This window comes from Psychromonas sp. SP041 (assembly GCF_000470315.2).
Taxonomy (GTDB): Bacteria; Pseudomonadota; Gammaproteobacteria; order Enterobacterales; family Psychromonadaceae; genus Psychromonas.
The window spans coordinates 39,999-66,074 of the sequence record NZ_CBRF02000021.1; the positions used below are offsets into that span (position 1 = coordinate 39,999).

A 26,076-nucleotide genomic window follows, 5' to 3' on the forward strand; every position below is an offset into this window, starting at 1 on the left:
TAGGGTTTTTTCGTTTCTAGCTTACCTATTTCTAAACGGTTTATTTCTGAACTGCCCATTTCTAAATTATCAATATCTCATCGACTCCCTATATTTCTACTTGTTTCAGCTGGTTTACTATTCTATTTCCAGTGGAACTCCCATGTAGTCCTCTCAATACCTTTATTTTTAATGTTTTTATATTGTTATTAATAAAGCTATTGCATTAGGTTTATTTATTGAGCTCGTTACTTTGTTTTCAACTCTTTAGGTTATGAGTGTTGAATATGATTAATTCAAATAAATAATGGTTTTATTTAGCGGGTTAAAATAACTGATTTATACTTGTAATAAAGCCTGCTCATAATGTAACTTGGCTTTAATAATAGGCTGTGTATTAGATTATTAATAATTGTGAATTATTCAAAATAGATGCAACGATGGAAATTAACCCCTACTGAAATGGAACCGATATGATTGATTACGTTGCTACTTTTATTTTTTTGTTTGCTGTCATAGACCCTATCGGTACTATTCCCGTTTTTATTGCGGTGACAAGTCGTTTTAATAAAAAAGAGAAAAGGAAGGTAGCTATAAAAGCCTCATTATATGCGGCGATTATCTTGCTTTTTTTCTTAGCCGCAGGAGAATATATTTTAACCTCAATTGAGATTCCTTTATCGGCATTTCAAATAGCGGGTGGAATCATTTTATTCTTATTTGCACTTTCAATGATTTTTGGTGAAAGTAAACCAGATATCGAGCTTAAGATTGCACCTAAGGAAAGCGAAACGGCGATCTTCCCACTTGCGACACCTTCAATCGCAAGCCCTGGTGCGATGCTAGCAGTTGTTTTGTTAACTGAAAATGCGAGTTACTCTCTTTGGGAACAAACACAAACTGCTTTAGTTATGATCTTAGTGTTAATTATTACGCTTATATTAATGTTACTGGCTAGTCATATTCATCGTGTTATTGGTAATGCTGGGGCAAGTTTGATTAGTCGTGTGATGGGAATGGTATTAGCTTCTGTTGCTGTGGCGAATGTATTGGCAGGTATTAAAGAGTATTTTGCCATGTGATGTTTAAATCGATTTGCTGTAAGGATTTGGTTTGGTTATTAACAATCGTCATTCATGGCTAAACATTCATGGCTAAACATTCATGGCTAAACATTCATGACTAAACATTCATGGCTAAACATTCATGACTAAACATTCATGGCTAAACATTCATGGCTAAACATTCATGACTAAACATTCATGGCTAAACATTCATGACTAAACATTCATGACTAAACATTCATGACTAAACATTCATGACTAAACATTCATGACTAAACATTCATGACTAAACATTCATGACTAAACATTCATGACTAAACATTAATAACTAAACATTGATAGCTAAACATTAATAACTGAAGAGGGCAGGTAAGTCATTACTCTTTAAAAGCCTGTTCTTGTTTCTATGCTATATAACGAACATTTTTATAGCACTTTCACTTCATTGTTATACTGACTTTCTTTATTAGCGACACCAACTTCATTTAACCTTTATATCTACTCCACTTAATAACTATAACAATTCTGATTGATAACTATTGTTGACTTCACTTAATAACTATACCAATTTCGCTTAATAGTGATTGTTGGTTCCACTTAATAATTTATTAATTTTCTTTTTAAATAAACAATCATTATGTTTGTCTTTTCATAAAAAAGAACAATTATTTACATAAAATGTTGCTTTGTCTTTACTAACTTTTAAATTTGATTCGTTATCTTTCATAAAAAGCGCGTTATTAAATGATTCAAATCAAACCATTGCAGCTGACTAAAAAGGTAAATTACATACCACTGTTATTTGTGATCGATGTAACAAACAGTTTGGTTTATAATGCGCTCGGTATTAAAGAACAGTTCGACAATGTTGCACTTCAGACTGTGTGATAGCTGAGCCTGCTAATTGGCAGGTAAGAAATAAGAATTCTATAGTTTTCAAATAAAATGAGAGGACACATCATGTCAGTAAAAAAAATGGTTGATCTAGATTTAGCCGGTAAACGTGTATTTATCCGTCAAGATCTTAATGTTCCAATTAAGGACGGTAAAGTTACATCTGATGCGCGTATTCGTGCTTCTATCCCTACAATCAAGTTAGCACTAGAAAAAGGTGCGAAACTAATGATTACTTCTCACCTAGGTCGTCCTACTGAAGGTGCTTCAGCTGAAGAAAATGCAGCATTCTCTCTACAACCTGTTGTTGATTACTTAAATGAAGCATTAGATGTACCTGTACGTCTTGCAACTGACTACCTAAACGGCGTAGAAGTAAATGCTGGTGAAGTTGTTGTGCTTGAAAATGTTCGCTTTAATAAAGGCGAAAAGAAAAACGATGAAACATTATCTAAGCAACTTGCTGCGTTATGTGACGTTTACGTAATGGATGCATTTGGTACGGCTCACCGTGCTCAATCTTCTACTAACGGTGCTGGTCTATTTGCTCCTGTTGCTTGTGCTGGTCCTTTATTGGCTGCAGAACTTGAAGCGCTAGGTAAAGCAATGGATAACCCTGCTCGTCCATTAGTTGCCATTGTTGGTGGTTCTAAAGTATCAACTAAATTAACAGTTTTAGAGTCTTTATCTAAAATTGCTGACCAACTGGTTGTTGGTGGCGGTATTGCAAATACATTTATCGCGGCACAAGGCCACAATGTTGGTAAATCATTATACGAAGCTGATTTAGTAGAAACAGCTAAGAAACTAATGGTTGATTGTGCAATTCCTGTTGCAACTGACGTTGCCTGTGCAAAAGCATTCGATGAAAATGCTGAAGCGGTTATTAAAAACGTTGCTGACGTGCAAGATGACGATATGATTTTTGACTTAGGTCCAGATTCAACTGCTGCTCTAGCGGCTATCTTAAAAGATGCAAAAACAATTCTTTGGAATGGCCCAGTTGGCGTATTTGAATTTAAAAACTTCGAAGCGGGTACTGCTGGTATTTCAAAAGCAATCGCAGATTCAGATGCATTCTCTGTTGCTGGTGGTGGTGATACATTGGCTGCAATTGATAAATTTAATATCACAGCTGACGTTTCTTACATCTCAACGGGTGGCGGTGCTTTCCTTGAGTTTGTTGAAGGTAAAGAGTTGCCTGCTGTGGCAATGTTAGAATTACGTGCCAACGATTAATCAAATGTTTATAGCGAGATTTTTATCTCGCTTTTTTATACGAATTCTTTGTGACATAATTAACTAAGAATTAGAAAAAATTAGACTCAATTTAATTTTTAACAATAGATAGGATATATCTCATGACTAAGATTTTAGACGTTGTACAACCTGGTGTTATCACTGGTGATGATCTTCAAAAAGTATTTGCAGTTGCAAAAGAAAACAAATTTGCACTTCCAGCGGTAAACGTTGTTGGTTCTGATTCAATCAATGCTGTACTTGAAGCTGCTGCTAAAGTTAAAGCACCGGTTGTAATCCAGTTCTCTAACGGTGGCGCTGTATTTAACGCTGGTAAAGGCCTTAAACTTGAAGGTCATGAAGCTGCTGTACTTGGTGCTGTTTCTGGTGCTAAACACGTTCACGCAATGGCTGCTGCTTACGGTGTTCCAGTTATTCTACATACTGACCACGCTGCTAAAAAATTACTACCATGGATTGACGGATTACTAGACGCTTCTGAAGCACATTTTGCAGAAACTGGTAAGCCACTATTCTCTTCTCACATGATCGATCTTTCTGAAGAACCTCTAGAAGAAAACATCGAAATCTGTGGTCGTTACCTAGCGCGTATGGCTAAAATGGGCATGACGTTAGAAATCGAACTAGGTTGTACTGGTGGTGAAGAAGACGGCGTTGATAACTCTGATATGGATGAGTCTTTACTTTACACTCAACCATCTGAAGTTGATTACGCATACGTTGAATTATCAAAAATCAGCCCTCGTTTCACTATCGCTGCTTCTTTTGGTAACGTACACGGTGTATACAAGCCAGGTAATGTTAAATTAACACCTACAATCTTACGTGATTCTCAAAAATTCGTTTCTGAAAAACACGGTCTTGTTGAAAACTCATTAAACTTCGTATTCCACGGTGGTTCTGGTTCTTCTGAAGCAGAAATCCAAGAGTCTATCGGTTACGGTGTTATCAAAATGAACATCGATACAGATACACAATGGGCATGTTGGGATGGCGTTCGTGTTTACGAAGCTGCTAACCGTGACTTCCTACAAGGTCAAATCGGTAACCCAACGGGTCCTGATGCGCCTAACAAAAAATACTACGATCCACGTGTATGGTTACGCGCAGGTCAAGCATCAATGGTTACTCGTTTAGAGAAAGCATTCTCTGACCTTAATGCAGTAGACGTACTATAATTTAACCCTTATTGGGTTAACTTTATAAGTAGATAGAGCCAGCTTAATTGCTGGCTTTTTTTTGCCATTTTTTGCAGTTCACTTTCTTATTTAAAAAGCCTAAGTTTTTGACGCTGTATAAATAGGCTCAATTGTCGCAGATAATGCGGCGTTGAAATCAATGTCTGCTTGTCCTGAAAATAAATTGTTAGTCAATACTCGAGAGAAACTAGCAATCACCCCATTATTTTCGGTTAATCGATTGTTTGCTTCTTCAATCGGGTAACCCCCTGATAAAGCCACAACCTTCACAACATTAGGGTGGGCAACACACTCTTGATAGAAGTTTGCTGACTCAGGTAACGATATCTTTAGCATCACTAACTCATTATTGCTGAGTAGATCTAATTGCTTTAGAAGCTCTGTTTTTAATAGTGCCTCTGCAGCTGCTTTTTCTGGACTGTGGATATCAATTTCTGGTTCAATAATTGGGACTAAACCTGCTGCACAAATTTGTTTAGCAACGTTAAACTGTTGCTCAACTAATTTCTGTATTCCCACTGGATCCGCTAGTTTTATAACTGAACGCATTTTGGTACCAAATACATCTTTCGCTTTTGCTTTTTTTAATAACGCGTCCAAGCTAGGAATGTCCTTCATAAGTTGCACACCATCAGCTTGGGCTTCTAAGCCTTTGTCAACTTTAAGGAATGGAACTATATTTTTTTCTTCCCATAAATAAAGTGAAGAAGCTTTACCTTCGATTTCACGATCTAATGTATTTTCAAATAAAATGGCGCCAATGACGCGATCTCCACCAAATGAAGGGCTAGTAATAATGCGAGAGCGCATTGCATGCACTAAATTAAACATCTCTTCATCGTTACTGTAAGCGTCTTCATTCACGCCATAGGTTTTAAGTGCGGTAGGAGTACTGCCGCCGCTTTGATCTAATGCAGCAATAAATCCTAATTCTGTTTTAAATCTATTAAGTTGTTTTTCAAATGTTTGCATGGCTAAATCTCAGAAGGCTAATTATCGTCATTTCAATATATATATCCTTTTCCTTAATTGCAAATGATTATCATTAACTTTAATGGCTAGTGTATTATTAAACCCAATATATATTGATTAATATTAGTTAAATTAACATTAATAAAGCGAACAGTAGATAATTAATTTATACTTATCTTAGTGTTTAGGTTGATCTATTTTAAAGTTAGATCGTTAATATTACTGACTTATAGAGCTATTATTTAAAGTTTGTTTTTTTGTTAATAAATTAATGAAACTTTTTAGTAAAAAATAAGTCAATTAGATAATGATAAATGGTTGTTGTTAATCCGAGAGAGAAAATGAAAATATTTAACGTTTTATTAGTAAGTTGTTTGTTTGTTGCTACGCCATGGGTAAGTGCGAGTAATTTACCAGAAAAAGCACATGTATCTGTTTTAGGCATTGCTAAAATTCAAGTAAAACCAGACACAGTGAAAATAGAGTTCCAATCAATTGCTGTTGAAAACGATAGCGATGATGCAAAGCGAGAAGTCGATAAACAAGTACAACAAATTCTTTCTAAGTTACAAAAGGGTGGTTTTGACCAAGCGCTATTAAAGCGTGCAGATATTCAAATGCGTCCTGAGTATGAATATATTGAGAAAAAACGTACACCTGTCGGTGTTAAAGCGACGCGTAATTTAAGTTATCAATTGGGCGATGTAACTAAGGTAAATGAATTTTTACAAATTTTGGTTAAAAGTGATATTTCTAATATTGGTCAAATTAATTATGCCTTAAAAGAACCTGTTCAATGGCAGTTAAAAGCACGTGATCTCGCGGTGAAAGACTCAATTAATAAAGCGAAAGGGCTCGCTAAAAGTTATCAAGCAGCTTTAGGTGATGTGTACTCTATTAATTACCAAACTAATAATGCACAGCCTGTCTTGATGCGTATGGTGGAGAGTGACCAGATGGTGCCTAGCTATCAAAATAATGAAATTACCATTACTGAGCAAGTTAATGCGGTTTTTTTATTAAATCATTAAAAAACACTGATATTTAACCGTTTACTATCAGACTTTAAGTGAAGCTGTTTAAGGTCATTGGGTAAAAAAAGTTGCTGTAAATAGGTTATGAAATCAGTGCATTGCAGTGCAGGAAAGCTGGTTTCAACACTTAAATAAGTACTTAGCTGCTCAGGTGTTAAATGAATGGCTAAGTAATTTTCACCGCAAATTGCATTTAATGAATAGCCTTTTGGTTCAAAGCTAAAATGGTCAATTATTAGATCATCAAAAAATACGTCGAGCTTTAACTTTTCTAGGATTTGTTGTTTATCTAAGGTTTCAGTTTGTAACTTCGTTGCTAGCTTGCCATTTAATCCATGCAACATATAAATACTTTGTGTTGTAATATTCTTTTCTGATATTTCTCCGAACACAAACAAATCACCTTGGTAATCGTCTCTCCAGTGTTGTTGCTGGCCATTAAACTGTTTTTCTAATAACAAGGTGTCTTGTTGAAAGTTAGAGCTCTGTAGTTGAGGTTTCAGCGCTTGATGGCGTTGGAAAATCAGTGTACTTATTTGTTGCTTAGTCAATTCTTGTTGAAGAAACAAAGCGGCTTTCACCAATTGTGTATTACCACAGGTGATCAATAACAGTTTATCTTGCCAAACAAACAAGCTCGATTCTGATAACAAGTAAGCTTTGAGTTGAGTGCTTTGAATACTTGATAATATTTCAGCGCCGCAGTTCACAACTAACTGTTGCCAAAACTGATCGTCAAAATCAAATAAGTTAAGGCTTTTAGTGCAGATTAATAAACGTTTTTCAGTCCCCTCGTAAAACATCTAAGTAACCTTGTCTACTGCGTTAACCATAAGGTTAAACTGAAATTGGTAAGCCATTGTTTATCTATATAATAAAATCATCAGGAGCGCAGTCTAACGTATTCTTATGGTTTTGTTAAAATAGTTAAAGCATGTTAATGATTGGCGACGCTCACTCACTTTATAAAATACTTTTAGGTACTACTATTCTAGATTTAACTTTTAAACGCTTAGTTAAATCCACTTTATGGTCAGGGTTCCAATCTAGTGTTACTTCCCAAGCGTTTTCAGGCTGCATTTCAACGAGCATGGCCGCTTTCACTTTCTTAGCAATCGCTGTAGAGGGTATTATGACAACGCTTTCCGTATTTAAATTGGCGCTACGAGGGTCTAAGTTAAAGGTACCAATGACAGTTAAATTGTCATCAATCACCATTGATTTAGCATGTAAACCAAATATAGGTGCCTGCTTTAATTGTTTGGACATCTCTTGCGACATCACTTTTTGCCTTATTTGGGCATCAGGTTTAAATTCATAGATGCTAACGCCAGTCTTTAGTAAAGCATCGCGATCTCTTTGATAGCCGCTAAAAGCTTCTAAGTTATCGTTTGAAGCGAGGCTATTGGTTAATATTTTTACCTCTACTCCATTATCAACTAAGGTTTTTAAAATGCCTTTACTTAAATCGGTGGTGATTAAATAAGGCGTTTGAATAATGACTGATTTCTTCGCTTGCGTAATTAATGCAATTAACTTGCTGGTTGCGATACCACCTCCGCCTAAAAAGACCTCTCCATCATTCTTACCTGGTGCATCTGAAACGTATTCAATGTTATCTAACCAATGAACATCACCATCATCCACTGCTTTTTTAAAGGCGACTGGCATTGCTTCTATTTGCGCTCTGACTTCAGGTAAAAAATTTGTAGGATTACAAGCGTATTGATGGAGTTTTTGAAAGTTGGGCACTTCTTTTTGAAATGCTTCTTCAGTTGCTTTATCTGCTAATAAATCGGTAACAGGGACGCTTAAACTATGCTGCCAAAATTCATTAAATGATTGCTCAATATTATTGGCTGTTGGGCCTATTAATAATGTATCTCTATCTCTAAAATTATATTCATGATCATAACCAAAATATTCATCTGCAACATTCCTTCCACCAGTAATAGAAACGGCACTATCTACGGTAAAGGTTTTATTATGCATACGCTGATTAAAGGCATGAAAGTCAGTGACTAGGTTAGTGAGTTTTTGTACGATGTTTTTACCGGTGTTTACAAGTGGATTATAAATTTTAATAGCAATATTGGGGTGTGCATTGAGTATTAATAGCTCATCACCTTTAGCATCTAACATGATGTCATCAACTAATATCCGTACTTTAACGCCACGTTCAGCTGCTCTAACCAAATAATCGATAGCTAATAAACCAATGTTATCCGTAGAGAATATAAAATATTGCACATCAATGGTTTTTTCTGCATGTTCACTTAACCAAGCTCTTGTGAACATTGCTTCTGTGCCTTGCTCTAAGACATAAACACCCGTTTTTCCGTCTTCGATATAGTGAGAGTAGGCTGCAAGTTGCTCAGTGAGCGTAGTGCTCTTCTGAAAGCTAATATCTTTACAGTAATCTTCGCTATCGTTAGAAAATCTTTCTGGCGCAGGTGTGCATGCAGAAAGAAATAATAGGCTAAGTACTAAAGTGACTATTTTAAAAGTATTAATATTGCATCGCTGTGTTAATTGATTCAATTGCTTTCCCTGCTTGATAATAACCATCGTATATTTCATAGGACTGATATAAATCTTGTTAGTTGCTAATGTTAATGACTAATCTTGCTTATTAATGTTACCTGTTAATAAGCGTACTAATTATTTTTATTGAGAATTTAAATAATAACAAAACTAAAGGCTGGCTATCGAATTTTATTAATGGACTCTAATTTATCTGTTTTTATAACTTTAGCTTTTAATAGTTTCATTGCTTTTTTGATGTAGCAGGGGAGTTTTATTGTGAGGTTCTTCTATCTCTGAGTTTAAACTAAAAGCTAAACCAAGGACTCGTCCGTTTTAGATACAAAAAAAGCCACAATTAAATTAATCATTGTGGCTTAGGAATCGTTACAAAATAACTTGCGTTAAAGTGTTTCCCAAAAGCCTTAAATGACTGGCTATGTTGAAAACAAAACCGCAAATAATGTTGAAGCCGATCCTTTAATGATGGTCCTTTGTCTCTGGGTTTAAATTAAAAGTTGAACCAAGGATTTTCCACGCAAATACAAAAAAGCCCTAAGTATTTTCATACTTAGGGCTTAAATGATGGTGCTTTGTCTCGAGGGTTTAAATAAAGAGTTAAACCAAGGACTTTCCGCGCAAATACAAAAAAGCCACAATTAAATTAATAATTGTGGCTTGAATGATGGTGCTTCGTCTCGAGGGTTTAAATAAAGAGTTAAACCAAGGACTTTTCGCGCAAATACAAAAAAGCCACAATTAAATTAATAATTGTGGCTTGAATGATGGTGCTTCGTCTCGGAATTGAACCAAGGACACGAGGATTTTCAATCCTCTGCTCTACCGACTGAGCTAACGAAGCATAACTTTTATCATCTTACGATGATTTGTAAATGGTGCCGACTACCGGAGTCGAACTGGTGACCTACTGATTACAAGTCAGTTGCTCTACCTACTGAGCTAAGTCGGCACATAAACCGTTCTGAGCTTTCGCTCTTATTATTGATTGAAATAAATCTTTTCAATAATATTTTAAATAATGGTGCTTCGTCTCGGAATTGAACCAAGGACACGAGGATTTTCAATCCTCTGCTCTACCGACTGAGCTAACGAAGCATTTTTTTACTTTTCAACTCTGTCTGAATCTTTTCGACTGAGCTAATAAAGCATTGTTTCATTCTTAATTAACTCTGTCTATGTTTTCAGACCGAGCCAATGAAGCAGGAACGAGGCGTATTAAATAGATTTTAGAGTCTATCGTCAACCTATTTTTACAGATTTATTAAGTTTTTAACGTGTTTGCTTGTGCTTTGAACGTTAAATGCTTTAAATCTGAACACCTCGTTTAAGTTTAATTAATCTTTAGGTGTGAAGCCTTCAATCTCTACATCTTTATCTTCAAATAAATAACCGACCATTGCTTCTTGAATAAGTGCACGATCTTCTGCTTTCATTAGGTTTAATTTCTTTTCGTTAATCAGCATCGTTTGTTTGTGTTGCCATTTCGCCCATGCTTCTTGGCTAATGTTCTCAAAAATACGCTTGCCAGTTTCACCTGGGATTAATTGAAATGCTAAACCGGGCGCTTCTTTTTTTAAATAAGTACAAAATACAGTACGAGACATTATTTATTCCTTGTGCGTGATTTTAGTAACGGTGTTTAATATCTTTTTAGTCGCCGCCGCTAATCCAACTTTTTGTGGTTGTTGTAAGTTATACCAAAGCTGACCATTATGTTCCATGATTTGTTCAGTTTCTTGCTGACTAAATTCAACTAATATTGGCGATATATCAAAATGATAGTGGCTGAATGTATGGCGAAAAGTCGCAAGCTCTGTTGCTTGATAATCAGTAATTCCAATCTCTTTTAAACTATTTAATGCCGATTCACTGTCGATAAATTCGGGAAAGCACCAAAGGCCACCCCAAATCCCTGTCGGAGGGCGTTGAATAAGCTGTATAGATTGCTGTTTATTTCTTAATACCAACATCACTGCCGTTTTGGTCGGGATTTTTTTCTTAGACTTAGGTGTTGGGTATGCCGTCATACAATCGTCAGCTAATGCTAAACAATCAGTAGAGACAGGGCATTGGTCGCACTTCGGTTTACTGCGAGTACAAATCATTGCACCCATATCCATCATCGCTTGGTTAAATACCTTCGTATCTGTTTTAGGCGTAAGTTTATCGGCTAATGTCCAAAGTTGGTTTTCAACTTTCTTTTCACCTGTCCAACCTTCAATTTTTTGATGGCGAGTTAACACGCGTTTTACGTTACCGTCTAAAATAGAAAAGTGTTTATTCAACGTTAATGACAAGACAGCACCCGCAGTAGAGCGTCCGATACCGGGTAATGCAATCACATCATCAAATTCTTCAGGAAACTTCCCATCAAACTGGTCACGAACGATTTGTGCCGCTTTGTGTAAGTTACGTGCTCGAGCGTAATAACCTAACCCTGTCCAATGGTGTAATACTTCATCAATAGGGGCATTAGCTAAATATGAAATAGAAGGAAAAGATCGCATAAACTTATTAAAATAAGGGATCACGGTCGCCACTTGAGTTTGTTGTAACATGACTTCACTAACCCATGTTTTATACAAACTTTTATCTAACTGCCATGGTAAGGTTTTACGGCCATGTTGTTGGTGCCAATCATTGATTCTTTGGCTAAAATGCAACTCACTCACTAGAAACTCTTCGATAATAATGGGGGGGCTATAGTCTAGCAGAGTTGCACAATTAATATAACATTGCATAATGCACTGCTAATTAGCCCAATTACAGTTATAGCCGATCAATTTAAAGGTAAAAAAATGACAGAGCATGACCAGTCTGCGACAGATAATGGAACAGAAGAAAACAACATTGAAAACACGAAAGAGAAATATATTCGTAGAATTCGTTCTTTTGTTAAACGTGAAGGGCGCATGACTAAACGTCAGCAAACTGCAATTGATGATCTATGGCCAACAATGGGCGTTGATTACCAAGAAAAACAAATCAATTTTAGTGAGTTATTTGGTAATGATAACCCTGTCGTATTAGAAATTGGTTTTGGTATGGGCAAGTCATTAATTGAAATGGCACAAAGTGCACCAGAGAAAAATTTCTTAGGCATTGAAGTACATGGTCCTGGTGTTGGTGCTTGTTTAGCCGATGCGGGTGAAGCTAGCGTAACTAATTTACGTGTAATGAATCATGATGCGGTTGAAGTGTTAGAATTCATGATCCCAGATAAAAGCTTATCTACATTCCAATTATACTTTCCTGATCCGTGGCATAAAGCGCGTCATCATAAGCGTCGTATTGTACAGCCTGCTTTTATTGAAAATATGCGCCCTAAGTTAGCGATTGGTGGTGTTATCCACATGGCGACTGATTGGGAAAATTACGCAGAGCACATGTTAGAAGTATTGAAAGCTGCGACCCATTTTAAAAATGCTAGTACAGAAGGTGATTATGCACCGCGTCCTGATTGGCGCCCACTGACTAAGTTCGAGTCTCGTGGCCACCGTTTAGGTCATGGTGTATGGGATTTGTTGTTTGAGCGTGTAAGTTAAGCTATTGGCTTTTAAGTTATGTCATTTCACTCATTAATGATGTTCATTTTAGCTAACAATCTTGAATATAAAAACGAACTTAGCTAGTTCGTTTTTTTGTTTAACCTTCTATGCCCATTACCGTTCAAGTTAATGACTCAGAGAACAATTTGCGAAGTAAACACCTCATTGTTAGAATTTAACCCTTTAGAGTTTCCTCTTACTACCTAGTATCTCTTCACTTCATTGTTTGTTGAATGTTGTGCTTTGAATGGTAACGGGTATCTATAAAACAATGCATTTATTAATAGAAATTAATTAAATCCTACCTATTGAAAAGCCAGTCTATTGAAGTTATGTAATTTACAATTATTTTATATTTTCATTTAAATTTTATCTGTATCTGTTATTATTTTTTAGCTTCCTTTTTCTTTGTACATTCCTACATTTATTAATGCTATTTTTTATTATTAACTAACTTAAGTTAACGCTTGTACAAGTAAGCTAAAAATTATTAATTGAACTCTACAAAATATAATCCATATAAAATAATTTACACAATGAGTAAATAACTATGACATTAAACAACAAAATTTATTCACTCATTATCCTTGCAATGAGTCTTGCCGCATTTTCATCTAATTCTTTTGCTGAGAATACTTATCAGAGTTACCAACTAAAATTCTCTATTGAAACTAATGCTGTAGCAGAGACCGGTAGTGATAACTACTCACCGATTCCTACCGCTTATATTATTGGAGGAGATGCAGTAGAACGCGAATATCCTTGGATGGTTGCTATTTATAACTCGGATAGTTTTATTTGTGGTGGCGTTTTGATTAGCTCTAATTGGGTGGCGACGGCGGCACATTGTGTTTATGAAAGCGACGATGAAGAGGGGAGTGCGACTGCTTACGACACATCGAATTATAGTCTCATTATTGGCGAGTCTACTCATTACTCTTCAATAAGAGCTGCAAAGTCTGCAGGCGTTACGATTCATAACCTTAACAATATCGTCATCCAACCTAATTATGATGTCGATACCATTGATTATGATGTTGCGTTGCTTGAATTAGATGCTTCTTATTATCAACCAGGGCCAGCTCTTACAATCGCATCTCAATTTGATGATATTGAGGAAGGGAATTTACTGACTACGATCGGTTACGGTGTAACGTCAGCGGATGACAATGCAACACCAGCAGAAAAAATACCAACAACCTTACAAGAAGTTGATTTGCCTTATATTCCAGAAAACCAATGTTATTGGAATTCATATAATAAAATGACAGACAACATGTTTTGCGCAGGTTATTCAGATGGTACTGATATTGATAGCTGTTCGGGTGATAGTGGCGGTCCAGTATTCAGAACACTTGATGGTCAATTAAGTTTAGTGGGTTTAGTCAGTTGGGGTGGGAATACATGCTCAACCTACCCAGGTGTTTATACCAAGATTAGTAAATTACGTAGTTGGATTTTAGATAATATCGACGGGCTGCAAGTCGTTGAGCAAGGCGTTGCTAGTTATGATACTAATCAAGGTCGTTTTTCTGAAGGTTTAATCAGTGTTTATCAATATGGTTCAGACTTAGATCGTTATTTAGATATTGGTGATTTAACATTTGATGATAGTGCTTATAGCGACAGTTTAAGCGTTAGTGATTATTGTAGTAATACTTATCTGTATTCGACTTCGGATAACGAAGCAAGCTGTCAAATGAGATTTGATTTAACAGATGTGATTGACGAAGATACTTTGTTTACAGCAACCTTATTAGTGAGCGACGATAGTGAAGTAATAGTGGAAGATGATTCAAGTGGTGATGAGGTTATTGTGACAGATGATAATTCAAGTGATAGCTCAGATGATGACTCAACTGATACTGATGACACAACTGACAATGATGTAACGGAGCCAACAGATGTTACTGCAACGTCATCGAGCAGTTCTAGCGGCGGTAGTTTAGGTTTTATCTCTTTATTTGCATTGGGTTTGGTAGCTTGGCAGCGTAGAAAGCTGATGCTTTATAATTATATAATGAGTGATAAAAATAATGACTACGAAAAAACAATATAATGGAAATTTAGTTACCGTTTTTTAGATATTACTTTTTATGTGAGTTCGTTAGAATATAATTCTATGCTCTACAAATAATAAAACCTCCTTTATTAAATTAACTTAAATGCGCTTTATTTCAGTGTAAATAAATTGATATATTTTTAATTTAATAGATTTAAAGCTCATTTTAGTTAATTTAAATATAATATTAAATGGCTTTTAATATTATAAATTAAAGCTATTGTCGAGTGTGCTTTACGCTCTTAAAATTAATTATGTGGTCGAATTAGAATATTTATTAGCAATTTCTGCAGCTAAAATAGCTGTTTTATGTGTGATTTCAGATCGTGGATCATTTAAATATGATGCGGTAAAAAGTATATCGTTAGGTACCCATCCAGGATCAAATACTTTAATTCGTTGATCATTTATAAAACGTTGTGCAAGTTGAGCTGGCAATGCACCAATGCCAATTCCAGAAGCTATCATTTCAAAGCTCGTTGAAAGAGAATTTGAAGGAAATATTTGCCCTAAGGAGCCATAACGATGCATTAGTTCCGATACAATATCTTGATAAGGACGGGAGAGTCGAGAAAATGAAAATATAGGTGATTTAGAAAGGTCTGGTGACTCCTCATTAATACTACAAAACCAGTTTAATTTAAACTTAGGCAGTATAATATTTTCAACATTACCTTCTGGTAGTGGCCCCATCAAAAAAGCTAAATCTATATTCCTAGATAATAATTGTTCTCTTAAATTAATTGTTACATCGACTGAAAGTTCGATAACTAGTTTAGGATATAGTTTTCTTAATGCAGCTAGGAAATCGGATAGCCATGATTGTGCAACCGTTTCTGCAACCCCAATACGAATAAGACCTTTCACTTCTTCAGTTGGAGTTAATTCTGATTTTATTAACTCCATATAAGATTCTATTTTTTCTGCATGAGACCTTAATAAAATACCTTCTGTAGTCAAAACAACACCTGTTTTATGACGTTCAAAAAGTTGTACTCCTAACTCACTTTCTAGCGCATATATACGAGCTGAAATAGCTGGTTGAGATAAATTCATTTCATGTGCCGCTCGTCTAATTACACCAAGCTTTGCGACCCATAAAAATGTTTTTAATTGATCGAATGTCATATTTTTTTCTCATTCTTTAATTTTATTAAATATTTACGTGAAAGGTTTAAGTTATCAATAATGATAAAATAATATAGTTTGACATTATCACGTTTAAACTCGAAACTGAATTCGAGTCTTAAAGAGGTTAGAAAACACTCAGAGTAAAGTTAATATTTTAAAAAACTATTGATAAAGGAAGAGAATATTATGACCAAATGGAATTCAAAAAAAATTATAGCTGGTTCAGTTTTTAGTGCGATATTATCCATGAACGTAAGTGCAAATGAGACACTTTCTATAGTAGGAAGCTGGAGTAGTTTACCGCTTAATAAACTTTACGAGAATCCTTTTTGGAATGAAACCATCCCGGCTGATAGTAAAGGTGAATTTAAAGTTACGATGACAACTCTTGATCAAATGGGTATTGGCGGTTCTGATGTATTTCGAATGCTTGCAGATGGTGTTTTTGATATAGGTATGACTTCTGCCGATTATGCTGTTTCGGATACACCTGCTCTGGAAGGATTAGATGTTCCGTTAATTGCAAATACAGCCTCTAAAGCGAAAGAGCTCGTCGACGCAGCTAGACCAATGATAGATGACATTTTTAAAGATACTTTCAATGCTAAAGTCTTAGCTATTGTTCCTTATCCTCCTCAAGTTGTTTTCTGTAATGCAGAAGTTAAATCATTAAGTGATTTAGCGGGTTTGAAAATTAGAGCGTCCGGGCGTATGACTGCAAAATTTTTAGAAGCGCTTAATGCTCAAAGTGTCAATATTGGGTTTGGGGAAGTGCCTGGCGCATTACAACGTGGTGTTATTGATTGTGCCGTAACAGGTGCTGGATCTGGTTATAGCGCTGGCTGGTGGGAAGTTACTACACACTTGATGAATTTACCACTTGGTGGATGGGATCCTGTTGTAACTGCTATGAATCTGGATAAATGGGATTCATTAAGCGAAAAAAATCAAAACTTTATTCAAGAGTCAGTTAAAAGTAAATTTGAAAAACCAGTATGGGACTCTGCTCAAAGTGCGTTAAATGATGATATTGCTTGTTTAACAGGCAACGATAATTGTTCTAAAGGAGATGTTAGAAACTTAACGTTAGTCGAAATATCTGAGTCAGACATGCTAAAAGCTAAAGGTATTTTAGAAAGTAAAGTGCTACCAGAGTGGGCTGAACGCGCGGGAAGTGAGTGGATTCAACGATGGAATAAAACTGTTGGGCATGCAGCGGGTATAGAAATTTCAGTGAATAAGGCTCAATAGTATGATTCGCATTATTTCTTTTTTAAAGAAAATTAATAATGGGATAGCAGTTATTGCAGGTCTAGCTTTGTTAGCCTGCATTACTCTTATTATCCTTGATATTGTATTAAGAGAGATCGGAATTTCTTTTAGTGGTTCAGAAGAAATTTCTGGTTATGTAATGGCTGCGGTTACTAGCTGGGGTGTATGTTATGGATTGACCGTTAAAGCGCATGTTCGAATTGATTTTTTACGTGAAAAAGGCAATTTATTAATTAGCTCTTTATTCGATTTAATCGCTTTAGCTGCACTATCTTACGTGGCAGTTTATTTAGCATATTATGCGATACCAGTATTAAGTAAAACTCTCAAATCCGGTGCGTTATCAAACACGGCAATGGAGATCCCTCTTTATTTACCTCAAAGCATTTGGTTAGCTGGATGGATCTGGTTTGCTATTTCTTCTTCTGTACTGTTAATCATATCAATAATATTAGTTATCCAAGGGAAATATGAGATTGTGGATAAGAATATCGGCACTGGAGGTGATTTATGATTTTATTTACTTCAATGGGACTGTTGGGATTATTAGCTCTTTCTATCCCAGTTGGTATTGTATTGTTTTTATTAGCTTTTGGCGTAGATACTTTTTTTAGCCCCTTTCCTTTAATGAGGGGGTTAGGGCAAATAGTCTGGTCATCATCAAATAATTCAACATTGATAGCGATTCCTTTTTTTGTCTTAATTGGTGAAATTTTACTTCGTAGTGGGGTGGCTCAAAGAACTTATGCCGCTTTGAATACATGGGTATCTTGGTTACCGGGTGGATTGATACATGCCAATATTGCTACCGCAACAATGTTCTCTGCAACCTCTGGTTCTTCTGTCGCTACAGCCGCTACAGTCGCAACGGTCGCTACACCACAAGGTGAAAAATTAGGTTACGACCCTAGACTTTTTACTGGTTCTATAGCCGCTGGCGGTACTTTAGGTATTTTAATTCCCCCTTCGATTAATTTAATTGTTTATGGTTTCTTAACTGAAAGCTCTGTTCCTAAGTTATTTTTGGCTGGTATTGTTCCTGGTATGATGATGGCGCTGCTTTTTATGGCCATTACTATTGTGTTATGTAGTCTTTATCCTAAATTAGGCGGTCCAAAACAACATAGCTCTTGGTCTGAAAAAATTGTTGCTCTTAAATCTCTTTCACCCATTCTTTTTCTATTTTTAAGTGTTGTCGGCTCTATTTATATGGGGTGGGCTACGCCAACTGAAGCTGCTGCTATTGGCGTCGTTATTTCATTAGTGATTTCGTTTGCTTACTCAGTTATATCAACTGAAATGTTAATCAAAAGCTTAGTTGGAACGGTTAAAATAACATCAATGATTATGTTAGTCGTTATTGGTGCTTATGTACTTAACTTTGCATTAACAGCTTCAGGATTTGGGAGAGCTCTACAAGAGCTGTTACAAGGATTGGGGTTAAGCCCTATCGGTACTTTATTAGTTATTATATTAACTTATATTATATTGGGATTTTTTATTGAAACGCTGTCACTAATGGTAGCGACAATTCCTATCGTTGTTCCAATCATTATTCAAATAGGCTATGACCCAATTTGGTTTGGCATATTAATGATTATTTTAGTTGAAATGGCTTTAATAACCCCTCCTGTCGGATTGAACTTATATGTCGTCAATTCAGCTCGTAAAAAAGGAAAAATGATGGATGTGATTATAGGTAGTATTCCTTACGTCCTAATCATGTTGTTTATGGTTTTCTTACTCATCATGTTCCCTAGTCTTGCTTTATATTTACCAAACAACTATTAAGGATTTATATGTTATTTACTATTAATGGAATTGAAAGTGATTTTAAAATTAATCATCTTGTTATTGCAGGTTGGACAGCAAGAGATCAAAAAGCTGTGCAGGAGCACATTGATGAATTAGCTGAAATAGGTGTTGCTCCACCTTCAAATGTGCCGCTTTATTATCGTGCTTCTAATTTATTAGTCACTCAGGATGATTTGGTTGAAGTAGTTGGAGAAGGGTCATCAGGAGAAGTTGAACCATTGATCATTAAATCAGGTGGTAAATTATTTTTAGGTATCGGCTCTGATCATACTGATAGAGAGTTAGAGGTACAGTCAGTTGCCTTTTCTAAGCAAATTTGTCCTAAACCCGTCTCTAACCAACTGTGGGATTTTGAAGAAGTCAAAGATCATATTGATAAGCTTGAGATGCAATCATGGTTAGATGAAGGAAAAGGGTGGGCCTTGTATCAGACTGGTACATTGGCGTCTATTCGACCTTTAATTGAGCTTATTGAAAAAGCAGCTTTGAAAGAAAATAGTGCAATGTTATGTGGGACTTTTGCTGCAATTGGTGGTGTTCGCAAAACACCTAAGTTCAAAATGTCCCTTGTTGATCCTATTTTGGGACGTACGATCGAAGCGCAATACGATACGGTTGAATTACCTTCGGTAAAATAAATTGTCCTAACATTATCTATTTCAGAGAGTTTTATAATGAAAAATTTATCTAAATTCCCTTGGGAAGAACGTGATTTAGCACAACAATTAACCAAATCGAAAAAGCTTATTGAGCATCAGGCTAGTAATGTTTTTACCGAACTGTTTGATGTGACTGAGTATGCTAATGGTCGCAAGTCATCTCATCATTTAATCAATGAGCAGTATTTAAACAATGCGGTAGTGTCGGTTAAAGATTTGTTTGATGTGAAAGGTTATAAAACAAAAGCGGGTTCTACTTTTTTAAATGATGTCGATATTGCAAGTAAAGATGCGGACGCAGTAAAAAGTTTACGTAAAGCGGGTGCTGTTTTTCTTGGCCATACTAATATGACCGAACTCGCTTATTCTGGGTTAGGGGTAAATCCACATTACGGCACGCCAATAACACCGCTTTATAAAGATGAGGACCGTATTGCAGGGGGCTCAACTAGCGGAGGAGCCGTTTCAGTTGCTTTAAAAATTGTAGATATTGCTTTAGGCAGTGATACGGGAGGTTCTTTAAGAATCCCTTCAGCTTTTTGTGGTGTAACGGGGTTTAAACCTTCTCAAAATAGTGTTTCTAGAAAAGGCAGTTTACCGCTCTCTTCAAGTTTAGATAGTATCGGACCGATTGCTAATACAGTATCTGAGTGTGAAATAGCATGGGGAGTTATGTCTAATGCTGTCGTTAATAATTCTGTAGCAGAACAGGCTTATTTTGTTATACCTAGTAATTTTGGTATGGATTTACTTGACGAGAAGGTAAAAAAAGCATTTTTAGAAGTCGTTAACATTTTAAAGCAGACTTCTGGAGTGCGAGTTGAAGAGAGATCTTTACCTTTTTTAGACAGTTACAAATTACTTCCTGTGTGGCAATTCTCTGCTTTCGAAGCAATGAATTATTATACTGAAAATTATAGTATCGATCTTGATGAGCTTGATCCGAGAGTCGCTAGTCGTTTAAAGCGAGCAAATTCGATTGATGAAAAACAATTTTTAGCTACCTGTCAACAAAGAAAGTTATTAATAGAAAGGTACAAAACAGAAGAAAAAGGGGCTGTATTATTACTACCTACTGTTGCGATATTACCGCCTAAATTAGCAGAGTTAAGCGCTGATGAAGATTATGACCGCATTAACCTTTTATGTTTGCGTAACACCACGTTAGCAAATGTGTTGGACGGTTGTAGTATCTCTTTACCATATCAATATCAAGGTGATCATATTGGCGTAATGTTGACGGCTAGTAATGGTGATGACAACAATCTACTATCATTATCTAAACGGTTAGAATCTATTATTCTTAAATCCTATTCTGATACGAAATAAAAATAACATTAAATAATATAAAGCCTCAATTGAGGCTTTATATTATTTCTAAATCTAAATCTAAATCTCTTTATCTTTTAAATCAATGTTATAAACCGCAAAGCCTAACGCATCTTTTTTATTACGTTTGCTTAACTTACGTTGTGCATTGTCGGCAATAAAGCGGTTTGCTACTTCACTGTCTTGCGTTTCAAAACGTATATCCAAGGTTGTTGGTGTCTTAATGTCTAAGAACCCCCAGTTATTATCGGCTGATGGATCAACTGCACCTTTCTTATTGGTTTCATTGGTAATGTAAGCCGCTAATACGTCACGGTTGGTATCTGGTTGTTCCATTACAACATATTCAGAACCTGTACCAGCGAACTTGCCTCCGAATGCTCTGTAGTTATTAGTGGCAACAATAAAGTCTTGTTTCATTAATGCTTCACCAGTGAGGGTGATATTTTTATTATCAGTATATGTTAACTCTACAATGCGTTGTGCATCTGGATTAATCGCCGCACAATCACCATTAAACTTACTCGGTTGTGTCACATCCACTTTATAATTAACGCCATCAATCACATCAAAATTGTAAGTGCGATGATCTTGCCAATTAATTAAATATTGTGGTTCAGAAGACGTTTTATCAATTTGATTAAACTGATTAACACTGCACTCTAACCAGTCTTTTAGTTGTGCTCCGGTTATTTTCAATGCAACAACTGTGTTTGGGTAAAGATATAAATCAGCAGCATTTTTATAGGTAAGGTCACCTTTAGCAACTTGAACATAAGCATCAACATCTGAAGAGGTGCTGTGGCGTCCGCCTGCTTTAAAAGGCGCTGCAGCAGACAATATAGGTAATCCTTTTAAGGTGGGATTATCAGAAGCGGCGACTTGATCTTTGATATATTGCAATTGCGCATTCGATACAATTTGTACGGTCGGGTCGTCTTGTACTAAGGTCAAAAAGCTATACATATCATGATTTGCTTTTCCGATCGGCGCATTCACAAAATCCAAAGTACCTTGATGGTCTTCAGCAACCGCTTTATGAATACGTTCATCTGCGTCGACTAAAGCAACTTTACTACCTTTTTCATCGCGTTTGAATATTTGACGAGATTCAGATTTAGCACTTTTGATAGTCCACTTTTGGCCATTATGCTCTAACTCAAAATCTATTACCCCAAGGTTATCACCCCATCGACCAGGCATAACAGCAGGAACCCCATTGATTAACCCTTTTTCGATATCAACATTAGGGATGCTTGCAAATTGTGCGCTTGGAAAGACTGAATGACTATGACCAAACATAATGGCATCAATACCGTCGACAGTGGTTAACGCATAAGTCGCATTCTCCGCATGTACGTCATTTGGATTTTCGCTTGAGCCTATCCCTGAATGAGGGATTGCGATAATAATATCAGCCCCTGCTTTTTGCATGTCAGGTATAAATTTCTTAGCGGTTTCGACAATTCCTTTAACAGTCACTTTTCCTGTTAGATTTTGTTTATCCCATTGTAAAATTTGTGGAGGTACAAAGCCGATATAACCAATGTTAATGGTACGGTCTACGCCTTGGTTATCGATAATATTTGTTTGTTTAATCAGATAAGGTGTGAATAAATTATCACCTTGTTTTTTATTGTCCCAACAGTCTGATTGGCAATAAACATTGGCATTGATGTATGGGAAGTTAGCGCTACTAATCGCTTTTTTAAGAAAATCTAAACCGTAATTAAACTCATGGTTTCCTATATTACCGACTTCATAATTAAGTAAATTCATTGCTTTATAACTAGGGTGAATCGAAAACTCACGGCCTTCCTTAAATTCACTGGCAACATAGTCACCCATCGGACTGCCTTGTAATAAATCACCGTTATCAACCAGTAATGTATTGTCTACTTCGGTACGTGCAATGTTAATAAGGCTAGCCGTTCGAGCAAGACCGATAGTGATATCTTGCTTGGTTTGGTAATAATCATAATCCATGACATTGGCATGAATATCAGATGTTTCAAGGATACGTAATGTAGCTGAGTAACTATCATTAGTGGTATCACAACCTGCTATGGAAAAAGTGGAAGATATTAAGGCGGCAAGTAGTAATTTATTCACAGAATATTCCTTTTCTATTTATTGGAAGGGAAGTGTCAGTTATATTAAGAAGATATTAAAATAAATACTTTACGCTATATCACTAGCCTATCAAATTGAAATTAAATGTTATTTTTAAACGCTTTTTAAACCATACTGAATGCTATTCAAAATAACGATGAACATTTAAAAATAGTGAATAGCATTCAAAATAACGACGAACACTTCAAAATAGCTAAGAGCATCTGAAAATAATCAGGCATGTTTAAAAAGTGGCAAATAACGCTTAATAAGCGACACACATTGGCGTGTTAGCGATGGGATCTTTAATGACTTTTGCTTCAAGTGAAAATACATCGCGTAAAAGCTGCTCTGTAAATACTTCTTCAGGTTCACCTTCTGCTATCACGGCACCTTCTTTCATTACCACTAAATGATCGCTATATCGGCAAGCTTGGTTAAGGTCGTGTAATACCACTATCACGGTTTTTCCTTTATCTTTCATCGCTTGCATTAACTTCATTAATTCAATTTGATGGGATAAATCTAAATAAGTGGTTGGCTCATCAAGCATGATGATGTCAGTATCTTGTGCGAGGATCATGGCTATCCATGCGCGTTGTCTTTGGCCACCAGAAAGCGACTCAACGGCTTGCGTGGAAAATTCACTAACTTGCGTTTCTTGCATCGCGGCGCTGACGATATTCTTGTCTTGGTCGCCTAATTTTCCCCAATGAGAAATATAAGGTGAGCGTCCATATTCAACTAAACGTTGTACCGTAATACCTTCTGGGGTAATTAATATTTGCGGCAATAAAGACATCTGCTGTGCTAGCTGTTTATCGGCATAACTGCTTAATGGTTGGTTATTGAGTAAAACTTGCCCTGCATTAGCTTTATTAATACGGGCTAGTGCTTTTAATAAAGTAGATTTACCGCAGCCGTTAGGGCCAATTAAAGCCGTAATCTTTCCCTTTTGTAGTGTCAGATTAAGATCGTTGATGATGACTTTATCACCGTATGCAATAGTGAGGTTTTCAGTTGAAATCATTACCAAGCCTTATAGCGTTGCAGTAAAAAAATAAAGTAGGGCGCACCGATTAAGGACGTTAATACACCCGCAGGTAATTCTAAAGGAGGTTGTAAACCACGTGCTAACGTATCAGCAATAATCAACATTAATCCACCAAGTAGCGCTGAACTTGGAATAAGGTATTTATGATGATGTCCAAATAACATGCGTGCAAGATGTGGTGCTAATAAACCAATAAAGGCGATGGTTCCTGCTACTGCAACGCTAATACTGGCGAGTATCACCGCAGTTAACAATGCCATTAATTGTAGTTTTGATGGGCGAATACCTAAGGATGTTGCACAATCTTCACCGAGTCCCATCACATCAAGGCGCCATGCGAGCCAAAAAGCAAAAGGTATAATAACCGCTAACGTTCCCCAAATAAGAGGAACTTGTGTCCAGTTTCGTCCCCATAAACTACCTGTTAACCACACCATGGCAGTATTAATTTCAATAGGGTTTACAATCATTAAAAAATCGATGCCGCTTGATAAAAAGGTACTGATCGCGATACCAATTAATGCCAGTCTCATCGGCGTTGGACGGGTTTTGTAAGCAATGAATAAAATGATCGCGGCGGCGATTAACCCACCTGACAGTGCCGTTAATAATAATAAATAAACCGGGGCAGCAGCATAAAAAACTAATAAAGTCGTTGCAGCTAACCCTGCACCTGCGCTAATACCCATTAAGTCCGGAGAAGCGAGTGGGTTTCTAATCACACCTTGAATTAATGCGCCTGATAACCCTAACCCTGCACCGACACCCAGTGCTAGAAAAATTCGTGGTAAACGATATTGGTTAATAATAAAGTCATATTCACCTTGCTCAAATAAGGTGTGAATAATATCTGCTATCGAAATATCAGATGCACCAACAAATAAACTAGTGATAGCAAATAACAGAACTAATGAAGATAAAATGAAAAAATATAATGACGGTAACTTCATCGTTTTCATGACATTTTATTCCGAATGGTCAGGTACACAAAGAATGGAGTACCAATTAAAGCGGTGATCACGCCAACTGGTGTTTCTGCAGGGAAAGCAATGCCGCGCGCTAAAGAGTCAGCCCAAGCAATCAGACAGCTTCCAATTAATGCACTAACAGGTATGAGTAATAGAAAGTTATTATTAACCAGTCGTCTCGCAATATGCGGCACTATTAGACCAATGAATCCAATTGGGCCAACAACAGCAACGCTCGATGCGGTTAGTAAAACAATCGCGATACAGGATAAAAAACGGGTGAATCCAATATTGATGCCTAAGCTAACAGCAATATCATTACCTAATGCTAATAGGTTTAAGTTTTTAGCAACATAAAATGCGATTAACAAACCTAATAAGCTGGTGGGCCATAATGATTGCCAATCCTGCCAATCGATATTCGCTAGAGAACCTGATAACCAAGTGATCACGCTATAAGCTCTTTCATCGGCTAAAATAACCGCAGCACGGGTGATGCCAATTAATAATGCGTTAATGGCAATACCTGCTAGTACCAATTTTAAAGGGTTAGCGCGATCTGAGAAAAAGCCTCCTAGTAAAATGACTAATCCACCACTCACCACACCTCCAACTGCTGCAGCAAGCAAACTCGAAACGTCTCCTAAAATATGTATACCAATGCTCGATAAAGCAATGAAACAAGCAGCGCCAGAATTGATACCTAAAACAGAAGGAGAGGCGAGAGGGTTGCGTGTTAACCCTTGCATTAATACACCTGCGACAGCGAGGTTTGTACCAATTAGCATACCTGTTAATAGTCTAGGAATACGGGTTGTGGCGAGTATTTGTTGTTCGATACTGGTGTTATCAAAGTGAAATAAGTAAGCGTATAAATGTGAAAAATTTAGCGGAAAACTTGACCATGCTATTAATGAATAGCCCAACGTCAACAGTAAGAGAATAGGCACAACCAACAACGAAATATAATGACGAATAGAGAGAGGCATAATAGTTTTTACCTTAGTAATGCTTAATAGATAATCGTTTATTTGCTAAGGCTCAACGATAAAAAAATCAGCATAACCCGTCGGTTGAGTATTCTATTTCAAATAGAAATGACAATCAATATCAAATAAAAGTCTTATCTTGGTTGAAAGTGGCTTTTTGACTTGCAGATGATATAGGTTATCAATATCAT

Annotated in this window: 21 protein-coding genes and 3 tRNA genes; 11 read left to right on the forward strand and 13 right to left on the reverse strand. The window is 36.3% G+C overall.

The features are described from left to right. The first annotated feature begins 452 nt into the window (after positions 1 to 452). The 3 genes from SP041_RS12585 to fbaA all read left to right on the forward strand — a co-directional run bounded on the left by SP041_RS12585 (position 453) and on the right by fbaA (position 4,375). Positions 453 to 1,061: a MarC family protein gene (locus SP041_RS12585; protein WP_025564615.1), complete on the forward strand. Its 609-nt coding sequence runs from the start codon at positions 453 to 455 to the stop codon at positions 1,059 to 1,061. Between the two features lie 942 nt (positions 1,062 to 2,003). Then, complete coding sequence (locus tag SP041_RS12590; RefSeq protein WP_025565255.1) at positions 2,004 to 3,176, forward strand: phosphoglycerate kinase; 1,173 nt, start codon at positions 2,004 to 2,006, stop codon at positions 3,174 to 3,176. Positions 3,177 to 3,298: 122 nt separating this feature from the next. Next, a complete protein-coding gene (fbaA, locus tag SP041_RS12595; RefSeq protein WP_025565254.1) occupies positions 3,299 to 4,375 on the forward strand; it encodes a class II fructose-bisphosphate aldolase in 1,077 nt (358 codons plus the stop codon). A gap of 99 nt (positions 4,376 to 4,474) precedes the next feature. Here fbaA and SP041_RS12600 read toward each other — a convergent pair whose 3' ends face one another. Beyond that, complete coding sequence (locus SP041_RS12600; protein WP_025565253.1) at positions 4,475 to 5,368, reverse strand: fructose bisphosphate aldolase; 894 nt, start codon at positions 5,366 to 5,368, stop codon at positions 4,475 to 4,477. A gap of 341 nt (positions 5,369 to 5,709) precedes the next feature. Here SP041_RS12600 and SP041_RS12605 point away from each other — a divergent pair, with 341 nt between their 5' ends. Next, positions 5,710 to 6,399 carry an SIMPL domain-containing protein gene (locus SP041_RS12605; protein WP_037049706.1) on the forward strand — a complete coding sequence of 230 codons (690 nt, stop codon included), beginning with the start codon at positions 5,710 to 5,712 and terminating at the stop codon, positions 6,397 to 6,399. Here the strand turns inward: SP041_RS12605 and SP041_RS12610 are convergent. From SP041_RS12610 to mutY, 7 genes are all read right to left on the reverse strand, one after another. Continuing rightward, positions 6,396 to 7,205 (reverse strand): hypothetical protein, encoded by an 810-nt coding sequence (locus SP041_RS12610; protein ID WP_025565251.1) that lies wholly within the window; start codon positions 7,203 to 7,205, stop codon positions 6,396 to 6,398. The two genes, SP041_RS12605 and SP041_RS12610, sit on opposite strands and share 4 nt — an antisense overlap. Before the next feature lie 160 nt (positions 7,206 to 7,365). Next, a complete protein-coding gene (locus SP041_RS12615) occupies positions 7,366 to 8,943 on the reverse strand; it encodes a phospholipase D family protein (RefSeq protein WP_240791465.1) in 1,578 nt (525 codons plus the stop codon). Positions 8,944 to 9,711: 768 nt separating this feature from the next. Continuing rightward, positions 9,712 to 9,787: transfer RNA gene (locus SP041_RS12620), tRNA-Phe, on the reverse strand. Positions 9,788 to 9,819: 32 nt separating this feature from the next. Then, positions 9,820 to 9,895, reverse strand: a tRNA-Thr gene (locus SP041_RS12625). A gap of 70 nt (positions 9,896 to 9,965) precedes the next feature. After that, a tRNA-Phe gene (locus SP041_RS12630) sits at positions 9,966 to 10,041 on the reverse strand. A gap of 239 nt (positions 10,042 to 10,280) precedes the next feature. Then, the gene (locus SP041_RS12635; RefSeq protein ID WP_025563347.1) at positions 10,281 to 10,550 is read right to left on the reverse strand and encodes an oxidative damage protection protein; all 270 of its coding nucleotides are present in this window, start codon (positions 10,548 to 10,550) and stop codon (positions 10,281 to 10,283) included. A 3-nt stretch (positions 10,551 to 10,553) separates the two neighbouring features. After that, positions 10,554 to 11,687 (reverse strand): A/G-specific adenine glycosylase, encoded by a 1,134-nt coding sequence (mutY, locus tag SP041_RS12640; protein ID WP_081695349.1) that lies wholly within the window; start codon positions 11,685 to 11,687, stop codon positions 10,554 to 10,556. A gap of 57 nt (positions 11,688 to 11,744) precedes the next feature. On the opposite strand from mutY, the gene trmB reads away from it, so the two are divergent. Beyond that, the gene (gene trmB, locus SP041_RS12645; RefSeq protein ID WP_025563349.1) at positions 11,745 to 12,491 is read left to right on the forward strand and encodes a tRNA (guanosine(46)-N7)-methyltransferase TrmB; all 747 of its coding nucleotides are present in this window, start codon (positions 11,745 to 11,747) and stop codon (positions 12,489 to 12,491) included. A gap of 553 nt (positions 12,492 to 13,044) precedes the next feature. Then, on the forward strand, positions 13,045 to 14,553 hold the full coding sequence (locus tag SP041_RS12650; RefSeq protein ID WP_025563350.1) for a serine protease: 1,509 nt from the start codon (positions 13,045 to 13,047) through the stop codon (positions 14,551 to 14,553). A gap of 255 nt (positions 14,554 to 14,808) precedes the next feature. Here SP041_RS12650 and SP041_RS12655 read toward each other — a convergent pair whose 3' ends face one another. Next, on the reverse strand, positions 14,809 to 15,684 hold the full coding sequence (locus SP041_RS12655) for a LysR family transcriptional regulator (protein WP_025563351.1): 876 nt from the start codon (positions 15,682 to 15,684) through the stop codon (positions 14,809 to 14,811). A gap of 189 nt (positions 15,685 to 15,873) precedes the next feature. On the opposite strand from SP041_RS12655, the gene SP041_RS12660 reads away from it, so the two are divergent. From SP041_RS12660 to SP041_RS12680, 5 genes are read left to right on the forward strand one after another with little or no spacing between them, the layout of a single operon-like run. Then, positions 15,874 to 16,938 (forward strand): TRAP transporter substrate-binding protein, encoded by a 1,065-nt coding sequence (locus SP041_RS12660; RefSeq protein WP_025563352.1) that lies wholly within the window; start codon positions 15,874 to 15,876, stop codon positions 16,936 to 16,938. A gap of 1 nt (position 16,939) precedes the next feature. Continuing rightward, entirely contained in the window at positions 16,940 to 17,473 is a 534-nt protein-coding gene (locus tag SP041_RS12665; RefSeq protein ID WP_025563353.1) for a TRAP transporter small permease subunit, read from the forward strand. Then, positions 17,470 to 18,750 (forward strand): TRAP transporter large permease, encoded by a 1,281-nt coding sequence (locus SP041_RS12670; protein ID WP_025563354.1) that lies wholly within the window; start codon positions 17,470 to 17,472, stop codon positions 18,748 to 18,750. Before SP041_RS12665 ends, SP041_RS12670 begins: the two co-directional genes overlap by 4 nt. An 8-nt stretch (positions 18,751 to 18,758) precedes the next feature. Next, entirely contained in the window at positions 18,759 to 19,412 is a 654-nt protein-coding gene (locus tag SP041_RS12675) for a DUF2848 domain-containing protein (RefSeq protein WP_025563355.1), read from the forward strand. A gap of 36 nt (positions 19,413 to 19,448) precedes the next feature. After that, positions 19,449 to 20,762 carry an amidase family protein gene (locus SP041_RS12680; RefSeq protein WP_025563356.1) on the forward strand — a complete coding sequence of 438 codons (1,314 nt, stop codon included), beginning with the start codon at positions 19,449 to 19,451 and terminating at the stop codon, positions 20,760 to 20,762. Between the two features lie 60 nt (positions 20,763 to 20,822). On the opposite strand, the gene SP041_RS12685 is transcribed toward SP041_RS12680, so the two are convergent. The 4 genes from SP041_RS12685 to SP041_RS12700 all read right to left on the reverse strand — a co-directional run bounded on the left by SP041_RS12685 (position 20,823) and on the right by SP041_RS12700 (position 25,885). After that, positions 20,823 to 22,874, reverse strand: coding sequence for a bifunctional 2',3'-cyclic-nucleotide 2'-phosphodiesterase/3'-nucleotidase (locus SP041_RS12685; protein WP_025563357.1), 2,052 nt, complete (start codon positions 22,872 to 22,874; stop codon positions 20,823 to 20,825). A gap of 265 nt (positions 22,875 to 23,139) precedes the next feature. Continuing rightward, a complete protein-coding gene (gene fecE / locus SP041_RS12690; protein WP_025563358.1) occupies positions 23,140 to 23,904 on the reverse strand; it encodes a Fe(3+) dicitrate ABC transporter ATP-binding protein FecE in 765 nt (254 codons plus the stop codon). Then, positions 23,904 to 24,887: an iron chelate uptake ABC transporter family permease subunit gene (locus SP041_RS12695; RefSeq protein WP_025563359.1), complete on the reverse strand. Its 984-nt coding sequence runs from the start codon at positions 24,885 to 24,887 to the stop codon at positions 23,904 to 23,906. The genes fecE and SP041_RS12695 overlap by 1 nt, the downstream gene beginning before the upstream one ends. Further along, on the reverse strand, positions 24,884 to 25,885 hold the full coding sequence (locus SP041_RS12700) for an iron chelate uptake ABC transporter family permease subunit (RefSeq protein ID WP_025563360.1): 1,002 nt from the start codon (positions 25,883 to 25,885) through the stop codon (positions 24,884 to 24,886). Before SP041_RS12700 ends, SP041_RS12695 begins: the two co-directional genes overlap by 4 nt. Between the last annotated feature and the right edge of the window lie 191 nt (positions 25,886 to 26,076).